This is a genomic window from Kitasatospora sp. NPDC001175 (assembly GCF_053598215.1).
Genome location: NZ_JBSFJU010000031.1, coordinates 23,134 through 38,058 on the forward strand (window position 1 = coordinate 23,134; position 14,925 = coordinate 38,058).

The 14,925-nt window shown below is 69.4% G+C and carries 16 protein-coding genes; 7 read left to right on the forward strand and 9 right to left on the reverse strand.

Translation table 11 applies throughout. The features are described from left to right. The first annotated feature begins 241 nt into the window (after window positions 1-241). The 3 genes from ACWDAK_RS22245 (at window position 242) to ACWDAK_RS22255 (ending at window position 2,347) form a co-directional block, all read left to right on the forward strand. The gene (locus tag ACWDAK_RS22245; protein WP_344639886.1) at window positions 242-823 is read left to right on the forward strand and encodes a hypothetical protein; all 582 of its coding nucleotides are present in this window, start codon (window positions 242-244) and stop codon (window positions 821-823) included. Window positions 824-888: 65 nt separating this feature from the next. Further along, entirely contained in the window at window positions 889-1,581 is a 693-nt protein-coding gene (locus ACWDAK_RS22250) for a hypothetical protein (RefSeq protein ID WP_427394848.1), read from the forward strand. Beyond that, window positions 1,559-2,347 (forward strand): DUF2785 domain-containing protein, encoded by a 789-nt coding sequence (locus tag ACWDAK_RS22255; protein WP_427394849.1) that lies wholly within the window; start codon window positions 1,559-1,561, stop codon window positions 2,345-2,347. The genes ACWDAK_RS22250 and ACWDAK_RS22255 overlap by 23 nt, the downstream gene beginning before the upstream one ends. A 76-nt stretch (window positions 2,348-2,423) precedes the next feature. Here ACWDAK_RS22255 and ACWDAK_RS22260 read toward each other — a convergent pair whose 3' ends face one another. From ACWDAK_RS22260 to ACWDAK_RS22280, 5 genes are all read right to left on the reverse strand, one after another. Then, complete coding sequence (locus tag ACWDAK_RS22260; protein WP_344639889.1) at window positions 2,424-3,869, reverse strand: glyceraldehyde-3-phosphate dehydrogenase; 1,446 nt, start codon at window positions 3,867-3,869, stop codon at window positions 2,424-2,426. A gap of 277 nt (window positions 3,870-4,146) precedes the next feature. Next, window positions 4,147-5,922: an ABC transporter ATP-binding protein gene (locus ACWDAK_RS22265; protein ID WP_427394850.1), complete on the reverse strand. Its 1,776-nt coding sequence runs from the start codon at window positions 5,920-5,922 to the stop codon at window positions 4,147-4,149. A 112-nt stretch (window positions 5,923-6,034) separates the two neighbouring features. Further along, window positions 6,035-7,195 carry a cupin domain-containing protein gene (locus ACWDAK_RS22270; RefSeq protein WP_344639891.1) on the reverse strand — a complete coding sequence of 387 codons (1,161 nt, stop codon included), beginning with the start codon at window positions 7,193-7,195 and terminating at the stop codon, window positions 6,035-6,037. Window positions 7,196-7,420: 225 nt separating this feature from the next. Further along, the gene (locus tag ACWDAK_RS22275; protein WP_344639892.1) at window positions 7,421-7,582 is read right to left on the reverse strand and encodes a hypothetical protein; all 162 of its coding nucleotides are present in this window, start codon (window positions 7,580-7,582) and stop codon (window positions 7,421-7,423) included. A 172-nt stretch (window positions 7,583-7,754) separates the two neighbouring features. Continuing rightward, window positions 7,755-8,846 (reverse strand): transposase domain-containing protein, encoded by a 1,092-nt coding sequence (locus ACWDAK_RS22280; protein ID WP_427394851.1) that lies wholly within the window; start codon window positions 8,844-8,846, stop codon window positions 7,755-7,757. Window positions 8,847-9,509: 663 nt separating this feature from the next. On the opposite strand from ACWDAK_RS22280, the gene ACWDAK_RS22285 reads away from it, so the two are divergent. Then, window positions 9,510-10,631, forward strand: a complete 1,122-nt coding sequence (locus tag ACWDAK_RS22285) for a serine hydrolase domain-containing protein (protein ID WP_427394872.1) — start codon at window positions 9,510-9,512, stop codon at window positions 10,629-10,631. Between the two features lie 118 nt (window positions 10,632-10,749). Here the strand turns inward: ACWDAK_RS22285 and ACWDAK_RS22290 are convergent, their stop codons facing one another. The 4 genes from ACWDAK_RS22290 to ACWDAK_RS22305 are packed head-to-tail and all read right to left on the reverse strand — an operon-like array spanning window position 10,750 to window position 11,820. Continuing rightward, entirely contained in the window at window positions 10,750-10,959 is a 210-nt protein-coding gene (locus tag ACWDAK_RS22290) for a hypothetical protein (protein WP_427394852.1), read from the reverse strand. Then, window positions 10,956-11,189: a hypothetical protein gene (locus ACWDAK_RS22295; RefSeq protein WP_427394853.1), complete on the reverse strand. Its 234-nt coding sequence runs from the start codon at window positions 11,187-11,189 to the stop codon at window positions 10,956-10,958. Before ACWDAK_RS22295 ends, ACWDAK_RS22290 begins: the two co-directional genes overlap by 4 nt. Then, window positions 11,177-11,392 (reverse strand): hypothetical protein, encoded by a 216-nt coding sequence (locus tag ACWDAK_RS22300; RefSeq protein ID WP_427394854.1) that lies wholly within the window; start codon window positions 11,390-11,392, stop codon window positions 11,177-11,179. The genes ACWDAK_RS22295 and ACWDAK_RS22300 overlap by 13 nt, the downstream gene beginning before the upstream one ends. Window positions 11,393-11,430: 38 nt before the next feature. Then, window positions 11,431-11,820 carry an ATP-binding protein gene (locus tag ACWDAK_RS22305; protein ID WP_344639897.1) on the reverse strand — a complete coding sequence of 130 codons (390 nt, stop codon included), beginning with the start codon at window positions 11,818-11,820 and terminating at the stop codon, window positions 11,431-11,433. A 296-nt stretch (window positions 11,821-12,116) separates the two neighbouring features. On the opposite strand from ACWDAK_RS22305, the gene ACWDAK_RS22310 reads away from it, so the two are divergent. The 3 genes from ACWDAK_RS22310 (at window position 12,117) to ACWDAK_RS22320 (ending at window position 14,869) form a co-directional block, all read left to right on the forward strand. After that, the gene (locus tag ACWDAK_RS22310) at window positions 12,117-12,983 is read left to right on the forward strand and encodes a helix-turn-helix domain-containing protein (RefSeq protein ID WP_427394855.1); all 867 of its coding nucleotides are present in this window, start codon (window positions 12,117-12,119) and stop codon (window positions 12,981-12,983) included. Further along, a complete protein-coding gene (locus ACWDAK_RS22315) occupies window positions 12,976-13,179 on the forward strand; it encodes a DUF397 domain-containing protein (RefSeq protein WP_427394856.1) in 204 nt (67 codons plus the stop codon). Before ACWDAK_RS22310 ends, ACWDAK_RS22315 begins: the two co-directional genes overlap by 8 nt. A gap of 460 nt (window positions 13,180-13,639) precedes the next feature. Next, window positions 13,640-14,869, forward strand: a complete 1,230-nt coding sequence (locus ACWDAK_RS22320; RefSeq protein ID WP_427394857.1) for a S53 family peptidase — start codon at window positions 13,640-13,642, stop codon at window positions 14,867-14,869. Window positions 14,870-14,925: the final 56 nt, after the last annotated feature.

A 14,925-nucleotide genomic window follows, 5' to 3' on the forward strand; every position in this document is an offset into this window, starting at 1 on the left:
ACCGTCGACACTGTCGGGACGTCAAGTGAATTACTTTTCAACGAACATGCGTCCGCGAGCAATCGGACCCGGCGCGGCAACTCACGGACGACCTCCGCTTTGTCGAGTCGCTGACCGGTCGCCGCCCGGTGGGCCAGATTATGAACATGCCAGGCACCACCAACCCCGTGCGGACCAGGCGCCGGCCAGCTACCGCCGGGGCAGTCGACCAAGATCACGCCGCGCCCTTATGCTGCCGCCCATGTCCACCAGCACAGCCCCCACCTTGCTCTTCGTGATCGGCCCGGCCGCCGTCGGGAAAATGACCATCGGCAGCGCCATAGCCGAACGCACCGGACTCAAGCTCTTCCACAACCACCTGACCATCGAGCCGCTGCTCCGGCTCTTCACCTACGAGTCACCGCAGTTCCAGCGCCTCAACCACGGCTTCCGCGAACAGATCTTCGCCGAAGCCGCCGCCAGCGACCTGCCTGGCCTGGTCTTTACTCTCGTCTGGGACTTCGACGACCCCGAGGACGCCGCCCTCGTCGAGCGCTACTCGGCCCCGTTCCGCGCGCGCGGCTCACGCGTGCTGTTCCTGGAGCTCTGCGCCGACCAGAGCGTCCGGCTGGAACGCAACTCCGGCGAGTCCCGTCTCGCGGAGAAGCCGTCCAAGCGTGACCTGGAATGGTCCAACCGCAACCTGGTCGGCATGGATGCCAAGTACCGGCTGAACTCGATCGACGACTTCGCCCACATCCCCGAATCGCACCTGCTGATCGACAACACGCACCTCGAACCCGACCAGGTCGCCCAGCGGGCCATCGAGTACTTCGGGCTCTGATCACATGCGCGAGTTCGCGGACAACATCGATACGGCGCACCGGGGTTCGACGGCTACGAGGCACAATGGGCAACTACACGGACTACACGGCCACCGGCATGGACGAGGAGGACGCGCTGTTCCTCGCCGAACGCGATCGGGTCGACACCCCGCCCGCGCCGACGGACGCGCCCACGCCCGGCTTCAGCCGATTCCTGGTGGAGATCGACGGATCGGCCGAGGAGTACACCGAGCGGCTGCGCTCGCTGCTCGGCGCGGCACTGGACCGGGCGGTGGCCGCGATGGACCTCGACCACCTCGACGATCCCGACTCCCTGGAGCTCGACCTGACGGTACGTCATGTCCCGGAGTGGTTCGCGGCGCTCTGCACCCACTCGGGCACCGAGCAGCCGGCCCCCGACTTCACCCGGGCCGGCGCCGCCCGGTTCACCGCCGCCGGCCACGGCTCCGGTTGGCGCCTGAGCGGCTGGCTGGAGCGGTTCGACTGGGACAGCACCTTCCGCACCTGGGAGTGGTGGGACATCACCCGCACCGACGAGCGCACCCTGAGCATCTGGGTGAACGCCCACGGCGAGGACTTCTTCGCCTGCGACGACCTGCGCTGGGCCGCCTACACCTCCGGAGCCGTCAAGGTCACCGGGCCCGTGCTGGTGGACGCGGCCGAGTGGCGGGCGCAGCGCGGCCGAGCAGGAAGTGGATGGCCGCCGGCAGCGGCCCCCGGTAGCCTCTCCGCCCATGGACGCATCGGAGAGCCGTGACGGCGACATCAGCACGCTTTTCGGACCGTCCCGGGTCGCGGCTCTCGACGCGCTCATCGCGGACCTCCGCTCCCCTGACCCCGTGCTGCGCGACGAGCGGGCCTATTCCAGGGCCACGCGCTGGATTCCCGCCCTCGACTCGGCGGAGCGGCAGTACCTGGGCGACCGCATGGCCGCGCGGTTCAGCGACCCTGCCGTGGCGGCCCGCGCCTTCGCTCCGCTGGTCCTGGCCCGGATCGTCGAGGCGGGCGACTGGAAGCAGGAGTGGTGGAGCGCCTTCGCCGACTGGTACCCGGCCGAGACGGACCTGCGCGGCCATGACCCGGTCCTCGGCTGGCTGCACGCCGTCGCCCACGGCGCCGACCTGCTGGCCGCGCTCTCCCGGCATCCTGGCCAAGACCCCGTGCCACTGGCCGAGTTGGCGGTTGCGCGGCTGCTGGCCGCCACGGACCATCTCTTCGACGCCCAGGAGGACGACCGGCTGGCCCTCGCCCTCGCCCGGATCCTGAGCCACCCGGACCTCACCGCCGCCCAGTCGGCGCGATGGACGGACCCCGTCGCCGCGGCGTTCCGGACCGGAGAGCCGGGCCCGGTTCCGGCCTGGGCCTCCAACACCATGCGAACCCTGCGCATGCTCTACGTCCTGGTCGACCGCGGCCTGCGCGCCCCTGCCCCGGACGGCCCGCCTCGCACGGCCACCCACCGCGAGGCCGTCCTCGGCGCCCTCGCCGACACCCTCGCGGTCGTCGCCCCCTACACCGCATGACGTCAACGGTGAAGGCGTCCCGAAAGGTACGGGCCGTCCCGCCCGCCGGGAAGGCGGACAGGACGGCCCGCCGGGATCAGACCGCCGGGGCCGGGTAGGTCGGGTACTCCACCCCGGAGACGTGCTGGACGACCCGGATGACCTGGCACGAGTAGCCGAACTCGTTGTCGTACCACAGGTAGAGGATCGCGTTGTCGCCCTCGACCTTGGTGGCGCCGGCGTCGACGATCGAGGCGTGGCGCGAGCCGATGAAGTCGCTGGAGACCGCGTCGGGGGCCGTGATGAAGTCGATCTGGCGCTTGAGCGGCGAGGTCAGCGACACGTTGCGGAGGTAGTCGAGGACCTCCTCGCGCGTGGTCTCGCGGGCGAGCTGCAGGTTGAGGATCGCGATCGAGACGTCCGGCACCGGGACGCGGATCGAGCTACCGGTGATCTTCGCGTCGAGGTCGGGCAGCGCCTTGGCCACGGCGGAGGCCGCACCGGTCTCGGTGATGACCATGTTGAGCGGTGCCGAGCGGCCGCGACGGTCGGAGCTGTGGTAGTTGTCCAGCAGGTTCTGGTCGTTGGTGAACGAGTGGACGGTCTCCACGTGGCCGCGCAGCACGCCGTACTCGTCCGCCATCGCCTTCAGCGGCGGGACGATCGCGTTGGTGGTGCAGGACGCGCAGGACAGGATCTGCTCGTCCGGCTTGATCGTGTCGTGGTTGACGCCGTGGACGATGTTGGGGACGTCGCCCTTGCCCGGCGCGGTCAGCACCACCTTGGCGATGCCGGGGCGGAGGTGCTTGGACAGGCCCTCGCGGTCGCGCCACCGGCCGGTGTTGTCGATCAGGATGGCGTCGTTGATGCCGTACGCCGTGTAGTCCACCGTGGTCGGGTCGTCGGAGTAGATGACCTTGATCTCGGTGCCGTTGGCGATGATCTTGTCGTTCGCCTCGTCGACGGTGATGGTGCCCTGGAACTGGCCGTGGATCGAGTCGCGCCGCAGCAGCGAGGCGCGCTTCACGATGTCTTCGCCCTTGCCCTTGCGCACGACGATGGCGCGCAGGCGCAGACCGGTGCCCGAACCGGCCTTCTCGATCAGCAGGCGGGCCAGGAGCCGGCCGATGCGGCCGAAGCCGTACAGGACGACGTCGCGGCCCTCGCGGCGCTCCTGCTTGTTGGCGCCCGTGGCGCCGGCGACGGCCTCGGCGGTGAACTCCGCCACGGAGAGGCCGCGGTCGTCGGTCCGGTACATCGCGGCGAGCATGCCGATGTCGATCTGGGAAGGGCCGAGATCGAGCGTGGTGAGAGCGGTCAGGAACGGCAGCGTCTCGGTGACCGAGAGCTCCTCACCGGCGATCTGGCGAGCGAATCGGTGGGTCTTCAGAATGCTGACCACCGACTTGTTGACCAAGGAGCGGCTGTGCAGCAGGACGGTGACGTCCCGCTCCCGGTGCAGCCTTCCGATGATCGGAATCATCGACTCCGCGATCTCCTCGCGGTTCTTCCAGTCCGTGAACACGTCGTCGTTGACAGTCACAAGTCCATCTTTCGAGCTAGAGGCGGTACTCACATGCTAGCTTTCGGCCATTTCGACCACGCGAGCGGCCCCGCCCGCACGCCCGGCTCCCCGCCGTACCGGCCCCGGCCCGCCCGGGCACACGGCGCCGGACGCCGGGCGCGCCGCGATCGATGAGGGCCATCGGCGTACCCGCCAGGTCGGGTTCGTTCCGGCAGGGTTGTGCCGGGCAGCCCCCGGTGTGCACTCGTTCCTGCGTGCCCCGCCTCCCGTCTGCGCCGCGCCCGGTCCGCAGGGGTCAGGTGTCCGCGGTGGCGGTCCGGGACGCGGCGTTGATCAGGCGGGTGTAGTGGCCCCCGCTGGCCAGGAGGTCGGCGTGCGTGCCGTGCTCCACGATGCGGCCGCGATCGAGGACGATGATCTGGTCCGCGTTGCGGATCGTCGACAGCCGGTGGGCGATGGTGATCGTGGTGCGCCCCCGGGAGAGCGTCTCCAGTGCCTGCTGGACGGCCAGTTCGGTCTGGGTGTCCAGGGCGCTGGTCGCTTCGTCCAGGACGAGCACCCGGGGGTTGCGGAGCATGGTCCGCGCGATCGCCAGGCGCTGTTTCTCGCCGCCCGAGAACCGGTATCCGCGCTCGCCCACGATGGTGTCGTAGCCGTCCGGCAACCCCTCGATGAGGGTGTGGATCTGTGCGGCCTTGGCGGCGGCGACGATCTCCGCCTCGGTCGCGCCGGGCTTCGCGAAGCGCAGGTTGTCGGTGATCGTGGTGTGGAAGAGGTGGGTGTCCTGCGAGACCACGCCCACGGTGTCGGACAGGGTGGCGAAGTCGAGGTCGCGGATGTCGGTCCCGTCGATCGTGATGCGGCCCCGCGTCACGTCGTAGAGGCGCGGGACGAGGTAGCCGAGGGTCGTCTTCCCCGCTCCGGTGGCCCCGACCACGGCCAGGTGGCTGCCCGCCGGGAGATCGAGGCTGATGTCCGACAGCACCTGCGCCGAAGGGCCGTAGGCGAAGCCGACGTCCTCGAACCGCACGTGGCCCGCCGGGTGGGCGATCGATTTCGGCTGCTCGGGCTCGGGGACGTCGACGGGAAGGTCCAGGTACTCGAAGACCCGGTCGAAGAGAGCCAGCGAGCCCTGGACGGCGATCCCGGTCTGCAGCAGCGACACCACCGGGCTGAACAGGCCCTGCTGCAGCGTGGTGAAGGCGATCAGGGTGCCGACCGAGATCGTCGGGCGGCCGTGCTCGCCGAACACGCCGGCCGACCAGTAGATGGCGATCGGCATGGCCGCCATGATGATCGAGATCGTCGACTGCCGCCACCTTCCGGCCATCGAGGAGCGCACCGACAGATCGGTGATGGCACTGGAGTGGCCGGCGAACTCGCGGTTGAGCGTCCCGGTCCGGCCCATGGTCCGGGCCAGCAGGAATCCGCTGACGGACAGGGACTCCTCGATCAGTGCGGTCACGACCGCCAGGAGCTCCTGCCGCCTCGTGGTCAGCTCCCGGCGCTCGGCGCCGACCTTGCGGCTGATCCAGATGAACAGCGGGAGCATGGCCAGCGAGAGCAGCGTCAGCTTCCAGTCGAGCGCCGTCATGGCGACCAGGCTGGCCGCCAGGGTCGTCACGCTGGAGACGACCGAGGTCGCCGTTCCGGTGACGGTCGCCTGCATCGCCCCGATGTCATTGGCGATCCGGGACTGCACCTCTCCGGTCCGGGTCGTGGTGAAGAAGGCGAGGGACATCCGTTGCAGATGCGTGTAGACCGCGTTGCGGAGGTCCTCCATGACCCGCTGGCCCAGGCGGACGGAGAGGTAGGTCTGCAGAACGCTGAGCGCCGTCGCCAGCACCACCAGGGCGAACATCGCGGCGGACAGCGCCGTCAGAAGTCCCGCCCTCCCCTGCGGCAGAGCCACGTCCAGGATCGCCCGCAGCAGGAACGGCGGCACCAGCGCCAGCAGCGCCGAGACGACCACCAGCGACAGCACCGCCAGTAGTTGTCCCCGGTGGGGGGAGAACAGGCCGGCGATTCTGCGCAACGGCGGGCGGTGGCGGTCTGCCTCGGGCGTGGCCATGGTGTTCTACCTTCGGTGGCTGGAAATCACGCAGTGCTGCGCAGCCGGTCGGCGCCGGCTGCGCAGCACGAGGTGGGTGTCTTCGGCGAGGGGCCCAGGGCCTGCCGGCGGGTCAGCTGACGGTGAGGAAGCCCTCGCGCAGCAGGGTCCGCACCAGCACCAGGCGGCCCGGGGCGTCCAGGTCACCGGGGATGGACTCGGCCGTGAGCGGCTCGGCGCTGCGGTCCACCAGGTGGGCGACCTCCTCGGCGACGTGCACCGGCAGCTGCACGGTCTTGTTGTGGAAGTCCAGCCGGACGGATTCGTCGTCCGTGGTGAGCTGCCACTTCAGGTCGGGGCGCCTGCGCACCGGCGTCCGGAGGTCGATGCCGTCCGCCGCCTCGAGGTCGGTCAGGTGGTGGCGCAGCGGCGGCGCGCTGATCGAGACCGCCGTCTTCACGGCTTCCCGCACGGCCTGGTGGACGTCGGTCCTGGCGACGACCTCCTGGAGCAGCTCGGCGAGGGTCTCCTCGGCCTGGCGCTGCAGCGACTCGTCCGAGGCGAAGCCGATCGGCAGACCGGCGCGGAACCGGACGTCCTCGGTGACGATCTTGGCAATGGCCTCGTGCAGGAGAGCGGGCCACAGCACCGGGTGGATTCCCAGGGTGATGTGCAGCGAGGCCGTGTCCGTGGAGGTGGCGGCGTGCACCGTGCCGCGCGGCAGGTAGAGCAGGCTTCCCGGCTGCAGGTCGATCGTCCGATCCACCTCGGGAGCGGTCGTGGAGTGGTGGTCGTAGGGCCGGTCCTGCGTGGGCAGCTCGTAATCGGACTTGTACAGCCGCCACTGCTTGGTCCCATGGATCTGAAGGATGATCACATCATGGGTGTCGTAGTGCGGATTGAAGCCGCGGGCGCTGCCACCCGGCGTGAGGTAGACGTTCGCCTGGATCCGCGCGCTGAGCTCGGTGCTCAGCGCGGCGGACAGCCGGGCTATCGGTGCCCAGCGGCGCTCGAGTGCGTTGAGCACGAGGGTCGAGCCGGTGCGGTAGCGCTCGTAGAGCACCTCGAGCGCGGTGGTCTTCCCGTTCCGCCCCCGCCCGGAACCGAGTTCCGCGACCGGCGTCTCCTTGCCCTCGACCACCACGCGGATGCAGTCGAGCCCGGGACCGGAGAGGAGCAGCAGCTGGTCCACGTCGTCCAGGGTCAGAATGCCGGAATAGAAATCCTGGTCGTTCCGTTCGACCAGCAGCGGTTTCTTCTCCCAGAATTCCTGCTTGAATTCCTCCGGGGCCACCGGGTTGATAAGGCGCGTGAGATCAAGGAGCGGCCGCGCGACGGGCGCAGCGTCTTCTCGATCCGTAAGAATCGTCATGACTTCCGAGTCTCCCTACGGAATGCTTTGCACTGGACCGACCGGAATGCGGCCGGCCGGCACGGCGGGTCCGCGGGTCGATGACCCGCGGACCCGCCGGCCGCGTTGCCGCCGTCAGCTCACCGGCCGCGGCAGTGGACCGACGAATCAGTCCTTGTCGTCGACGTGGGTGGTGAAGCTGTCCCAACCACCGCTGTCGTTGCTGTTGTTGTCATCCAGCGGGCCACGGCTCGTGTCGTGCATCGGGCGCACGGCGCCCGCCGCCGGACGGACGACGACGATGTCGGCGGCGTCAAGGCTCTTCGCCATCGTTTTCTCCCTTCGTCAGAATTCCTCGGATGGCGCACGTTTCGCGCACCACTGGCCCGGGAAGCAAGTCCCGAACCCCGGCGAGGGATCGCCCTTTGCGATCGGTTCGGATTCAAGCACGTCACTCACCGGTGGGCAACGCATTTCAAACGCTTCCTTAAGCGCCGGTCAATCAGCTGCATTTCGCCGGGAATGTCTCCTCGCCGTGCCCGGCCGTGCCGCCCGCGATCGGAGCGACGACGAGCAGCCGCAGCGCCTGGTAGCAGCAGAGCATGCCCCACAACTCCTGGCGCACCAGCTCCGGCGAGCGCGAACGGAACGGCGACCGGAGGTCCGGACGGGACCGGGTGAGCAGTTGGAAGACCGTCTCGGTGCGGAACCGCTCCAGGTGGGCCCGGACCAGCTCCTGGGCGGGCAGCACGTCCGGATCGACCACGGTGGTGGCGAGCCGGTGGGTCACCGGACTCGCTCCGCCCTCGGATGCCGAGCTGAACTCGACCACCCTGAGCGGCGGTTGGCCGGCACCGGCACCGTCGCCCAGGACGGCCAGACAGCTGCCGTCCGCCAGGATGGACAGCGGCGTCCAGACCTCGGAAGCCGCCAGCCGCCAGGCCGCGTCGGCGCCGGCGGAGCGGATCTCGTGCAGAAGGTCCGCCGCCGGAAGGTCCGGGTCGACGAGGACCAGCAGCGGGCCCGGGGTCCGCTCCAGCAGGCTCCGCACCATGCCGCTCTGTTCGGTGCCGGCACCTTCGAAGGCGGCACCCAGCACCGCGCGGCTGGCGTTGTCGCCGAGCATCAGCAGCCGCCCCTGGGGCACCTCCTGATCCGGCGGGACGTCGAACGCGTGCCGGTTGTCGAAAGTGTCGGGCAGGGCCAGCAGCGCCCCGGTGAGCGAGCAGATCCGGCGCCCCGCCCGCACGGGACCGTCGGAGCCGCTCGGCGCGCCGGCCTGCTCCGGCGAGAGCTCGAAGAGCCGGTGCAGGGCCTCGTCCCCCAGTCGTGCCCTGGCCTTCGCTATCGACCCGTCACTCGGGATCTTGATGAACGGCGGCACGGCCGCCCGGGTCCACCGCAGTGCCGTCGCCAGCTTCTCCAGCACCCCCACGTAACCCAGCTGCGGCCAGACGGCCATGGCGATGACGAAGTACGTCACCAGCCGGGCCGGAAGTGCGCGACGTCTGACCTCCTTGCTCCCTACGTCCTCGACGGCGGAGTCGACGAGCTCCGGTGGAAAAATACTGACAATCAGTCCGATGACCGCCATGTCGGCCACGTTCACGCCACAGCCCCCGTTGTGCGTTCAGTGTTCTGACTCCTGCAGCATGGCGCTGCCTAAGGAAGCATCACTCAACGGAGGCAATCTTGGAAGTCTCGGGCTGCACACGGTCCGTGACGGTGCGTTCGGACCGACCTGACCAGGGCCGTTGGGCGGCGCTCGCCAGGGCAGCTGGGACCAGAGGTCGCAGTTGTGCTCCCTGGCGAGAGGTGTCGAAGTCACCGAACTCGTACGCGTGGACCGGAAAGTACTGGCCCATCAGGCGGTCGCCGGCCAGGGTCCGGCAGGACCAGATCCGGTCGGTGGCGACAGCGAGGGAGTCAGGTCGACACGCGGCCCGGCGACGAGTCCGCGAGCCGTGGCGGCAGGCGAGGCTACCGGCCGGTCAGGGTCGGGGCGAGCGGTGGTTCTGCCGGATCAGGCGGGAGGGGTCACTCTGATATGCCCTCAGGGATCGGTGGGGGTCTTGTCGGGGGTGGTCCCTGATGAGTCGTGCACCGGTCGTGCGGCACCGTCGTGGGCATGACTTCCAGGCCCTGTTCTTCCGGCACCAGGACGACTACGACGAAGGTCCGGCCCAGACGGGTGCCGGTGGCGACGCTCGCTTGCGCGGTTCTCACCGCGGTGGCACTGGGCACGGCCGTCCCGGCGATGGCGGCTCCTGCTGCGCGGTCTGTGGCGGCTGCCGAGCGCGCCAGTGGCCGGTTGCCGGACCTGGACCCGCAGATCTTGCAGCGGGCACTCTCGAGTGCGCCTGACCGGGTCACGGGGGTGCTGGCGCGAGTGAGCGGTCCGGACGGCCACTGGGCCGGCACGTACGGGACCGGTGACATTGCGACCGGGGCACCGGTTCCGGTCGACGGCCGGTTCCGTCTCGGCAGCGTCACCAAGACCTTCATCGGCACCGTGGTGCTGCAGCTCGCCGCCGAACACCGCGTCGACCTCGACCAGCCCGTTCAGCGGTACCTGCCGAACGTACTGCCCGGCGGCTACCCGCCGATCCCGGTCCGCACCCTGCTCAACTTCACCAGCAGCCTTCCCGAACTGACACCGGACGACCTGCCCACCACCCCGGACGGCATCGTCGAGCACCGCTTCGACGACCACCCGCTGGCGGAACTGGTCGCGAAAGCGGTCCGCCACGACCGCCTCTTCCAGGAGCCCGGCTCCATGCAGGTCTACGGAGCCACCGGCTACTACGTCGCCGCCATGCTCGTCGAGAACCTCACCGGGCACACCTACCAGCAGGAGATCACCAACCGGATCCTGCGGCCGCTCAACCTGCGTGACACCACCGCTCCGGAAACCGACACCACCATCCCCGGCCCCCACTCCCACGGCTACATCGCCGTCCCCCAGCCGGACGGCGGAACGCGGCTGGTCGACATCACCGAACAGAACCCGGGCGCCGGCGGCATGATCTCCACCACGGCCGACCTCGACCGCTTCCTGACCGCCCTCTTCCGAGGACGGCTCCTGCCGCCGGCCGAGCAGGCGGAGCTGTTCACCGTCCCCGACGTCCCCTACCTCGGCGGCTCCGACAGCGACCCGGGTCACGGCCGCGCCTACTACGGCGCCGGACTGATGCGCGCGACCCTGCCCGACGGAGTGACCGTGTGGGGCAAGACCGGAAGCACCTTCGGCTACACCGACGGCATGTTCGCCACCCGCGACCTGCGTCGGCGCCTGGTGTACTCCTTCAACCCCACCAACGGGGGAGGGAACGATCTCGCCTTGGTCAACCGGATCCTCTCCGCGACCTTCGCCCCATGAGAAGAAACACGGCACACGACCGACAAGGCGACGGCGCTTGATCCCGCGCGCCGAACCTTAGGCCGATTGCCGTGCCGCCGAGCCGAGTTGGGGGGATCGGCTCGGCCGCTCGGCGCGGTCAGATGGGTATGCCCCGGGCCGGATCCAGGTGTTCAGGTGCGGCTACGGCTTCGGAGCGGCTCGGTGGGGGCGGCGGGGCCGCGGTGCACTCGTCGGGCCCGGGCATCCTGAGCGTCGCGATGACGCCGAGGGCCACGATCGCGAGCGCGAGCGCGAGGAGGACCGCGAAGGCCGCGCCGACGGGGAAGTCGGCCGCACCGGATCTCATCGGCGGACTCCGATGACACGGTGGCCGAGGTGGGCGGCGAGGCCGTGGAGGAGTTTCTCGGACTGCTCCCGGGTGAGGGCGAACGCGAGCTGCTCGCCGGGGCTGACGTGGATGTCGAGGTCGACGGCCGCACGGACCTGGACTGCCGCATCGGGAACGGCCTCGACGTCGAGGTAGGCGACGGTGCTCCGTTCGACCTGCGTCGCATTGAAGGGGATCACGACTCCCACGCTTCGCCCCCTTCTTCCGCATCCCGGAGGAGGTCGAGGAGGTTGAGCACGGTGCTGACGGAGGCGTTGCCGAAGTTGACGAGAATGTGGTTGTTGACGACGCCGTTGGTACTGGCGGAACCCCAGAGGACGCCGAACGGGCGCCCGCGCTCATGGAGTTCGCGCAGCAGAGCGGTGACCTGGGAGTCGGTGTAGTCGCGCATCCGGGGGTCATTCGGCGCGATCGGCTCGCGGCGGGGGCTCACGCGGCGGCGTCCAGCTCGAACCAGACCGCCTTGCCCCCGCGCTTGCGCGGGGCGGCACCGAAGCGGTGGGTGAGCGAGCGGACGAGGTGCAGGCCTCTGCCGGAGAGCTCGTAGGGGTCGGCGGAGGCACGCTGTTCGGGCAGGTCGGGGCTGTTGTCGGCGACGGAGACCCGGAGTGTGCGGTCCGCGAGGAGCACGACGACCACGACGGGCGCGGGACTGCCGCCGTGCTTCCACGCGTTGACGAAGAGCTCGTGGAGGGCGAGTTCGGCATCGCGGATCAGGTCGTCGGGCCACCCGGCGGCGGCCATGAGGTCGCGCAACTCCTCGCGGGCGGTGGACCAGTCGGGCGGCTCGGGCGCCTTGGGCGGGGTGAAGGTACACATGAGGGAACCTCCGTGAGGCTGTGATGTGGGTTTCGACCACCGGCGGATGCGTCGCCGTGAGCCAGGCCAGGACGGGACTGGTTGATGCCACGTGTGGCTGCTCTGCGGTGCGAGGGCAGCAGGCGCCTACTGCCCTGGTGACAGGCGTTACTGACGATCCGTTGGATCGATGTGACATTGACCATAGCGCACGGCGCCACAAATTTGTGGCGGCCGCCGGGAACTTCCCCCTACCGTGGCTGCGACCCAGTTGGGCGCTGCGGCAGACTGATCCCATCAGCCGCAGAGAGGACGTCATGGCCCTTCGACCGAACCCGACTCTTCGCCAACGTCGTCTGGGTACCGAACTGCGGAGGATGCGGGAGCAGGCCGGTCTCGGAGGCAGCCAGCTCGCCCGCCTGCTCGGCGTCAACCCTGCCCACGTCACACAGATGGAGAGCGGGAGGACCGGCATCAGCGTGGAGCGCCTGTACACCGTCGCCGAGTTGTGCATGTGCGCCAACCATCCCCTGGTAGACGCGCTGGCCGACATCATCACGGACCGGGGAAAGAGCGGCTGGTGGGAGGAGTGCCGGGGAGTCCTCCCGGTCGACTTCCTTGAGGTGGCAGAGCTGGAAGGTCACGCGAAGGGGATCACCAGCTTCGCCATGACTTTCGTCCCTGGATTGCTTCAGACGCGCTCCTACGCCAACGCTCTATTCACGAAAGGGCTCCTGCCCCTCCCGCCGCAAGAAATCGACCTCAGGACCACCTTCCGCCTGCGCAGGCAGCGGGTAGTACGGTCCGACGGGACGCCCTATCTGGCGCTCCTGCACGAAGCTTCCCTACGCGGCCAGTATGGCGGGCGTAAAGTGCTCATCGACCAACTCGCCTCACTCGTCGAGGACTCCGAGCATCCGGGAATCTCCATCAGAGTCGTGCCGTTCGAGGCAGCCGACTTCCCCGTCCCAAGCGAGGACCTCACCCACCTGGCGGGGCCGGTGCCGGAGTTGGACACGATCCAAGCGGATGCATCTTATGGTTCCCACATCTTCGACTTGCCCGCTCAGCTTGGACGCTATCGCGCGACCCTTGAGCGCATCGGATCCATTTCCCTGCCAGAAGACGAATCACGAGCCTTCATTCGCTCGATCATGAAAGAGATGCAAAACAGGAATGACTAGCTCAGAGTGGCAGAAGTCCAGCTACAGCGCTGCAAACAACGACTGTGTTGAGGTGCGCACGGTCAACGGACTGGTCGAACTCCGCGAGTGCGACGACGGCGAGATCATCGTCCGCACCACCCCCGCCAAGTTCGCCAAGTTCCTCCAGGGCGCCAAAGCAGGCGAGTTCGACCACCACGGCGACTTCGCCAGCTGACCCGAAACGGCCCCTCGCTCCGCTCGCTGAGCAAGGGGCCGCTTCAAGGACGCACGGGGCCTGGACTACAGCCCGGCGGCCGGGGTCGGTTGGTAGTCCAGTTGTAGATCGTGATCTTGCCGGTGCGGCGCTGCAGTGACGACGCGTCACGCTCTCACATGTCGGGCATGCAGAGCCTGGTCTATACGCCCCGTCCGTCGATTGGAGGCCCTTGTCGTCCGTCGCACGGGGTGCGCTCTGCCGCATGGGTGGATTCGGTACGCCGTCCGACGGGTGATCAGGTGGCGCTCGGACTGCGGTGGTGCCCGAACGCGGACAGTGGGCCGCGCGGCAGACGTCGCGACGGGTTGCGGACCGGTGGTGACGCCGCGAGGGACGGGTTGAGGACGCGAACCCGAGTGTGCGGCGGCGGAGATCCGCCGACGAGTTGGGGGCACCCGTCCGGCCCCGGAGGAGTGCCATGCACGGCTTTCGCCCGATCCGATCACTGCTGGCCACGGCCCTGGTGCTGGTGGGTCTGGCCGCCGCTCCGGCCGCCGCCCAGGCTCACGCCTCGCCCACCGGTCAGACTCCGCCGACCGCCGAGCGCGTCTGCTCCCAGCCGGCCGATCCCCTCCAAGCTGCCTGCGGGGCCATGATCCGCACGGACGTGAAGCCCCTCACGTCCCTTCGGCCGGGTGCGACGCCAGCCGGCCTCAGCCCCCTCGACATCAGCCGTGCCTACAACCTGTCCGGCCGGCACGGCGACGGCCGGACGGTGGCGATCACCGTCGCCTTCCACCACCCCAACCTGGAAAGCGACCTGGCCGTCTACCGCCGCCAGTTCCACCTCCCGCCGTGCACCACGGCCAGCGGCTGCCTCCGCGTGATCAACCAGCGCGGCGGCACCACCCTGCCGGCCGCCGTCGCCCCGTCCTGGTCGCTCGAGGAGGCCCTCGACGTGGACGCCGTGAGCGCCGCCTGCCCGGACTGCCGCATCCTGGTCGTCGAAACCGACGACAACTATCTGTCCAACCTGCTCGCCGGGGTCGACCAGGCCGTCGCCCAGGGTGCGAAGTTCCTCTCCAACAGCTGGCTCCTCCGGGAGGTCCCGTTCGAGACCGCCTTCGACTTCCACTTCAGCCGCAACCCCGGCGTCGTCTTCGCCTTCGCCTCGGGTGACGCCGGAGGCGTACCGGTGTACCCGTCCTCCTCCCCCTACGTCACCTCGGTGGGTGGAACCTCGCTGCTCCCCGCGCACAACCAGCGCGGCTTCGTCGAAAGCGCCTGGCGCGGCACCGGATGCGGCTGCTCCGCCTTCGAACCCAAGCCCGCCTTCCAGCACGACTCCATCTGTCCCAACAGTCGCACCACCGCCGATGCCTCCGCGGTCGCGGACCCCGCCACCGGCCTGGCGGTGTACACCACGACCCCCGCCCTCGGCTGGGCCGTCGTCGGCGGCACCAGCCTGTCCACCCCGCTGATGGCGGGGATGTACGCCCTGGCCGGCAAGCCCGCACCCGGCACCTTCCCCAACACCTACCCCTACGCCCATCCGCAGGACTTCCACGACATCACCACCGGCATGGCCGGCGCCTTCTCCGCGGTCCCGGGATACGACGCCCCCACCGGCATCGGCACCCCCGACGGCGTTCGTGGCCTGCAGGATCCCATCGGGCGATGGAACAGCACCGCCGGAGCGAGTAGCTGAGCCACCAGGACCGGTGACGGCGCCGCGCACGCTGCTTGTTGTCCGCTCACCGCTGC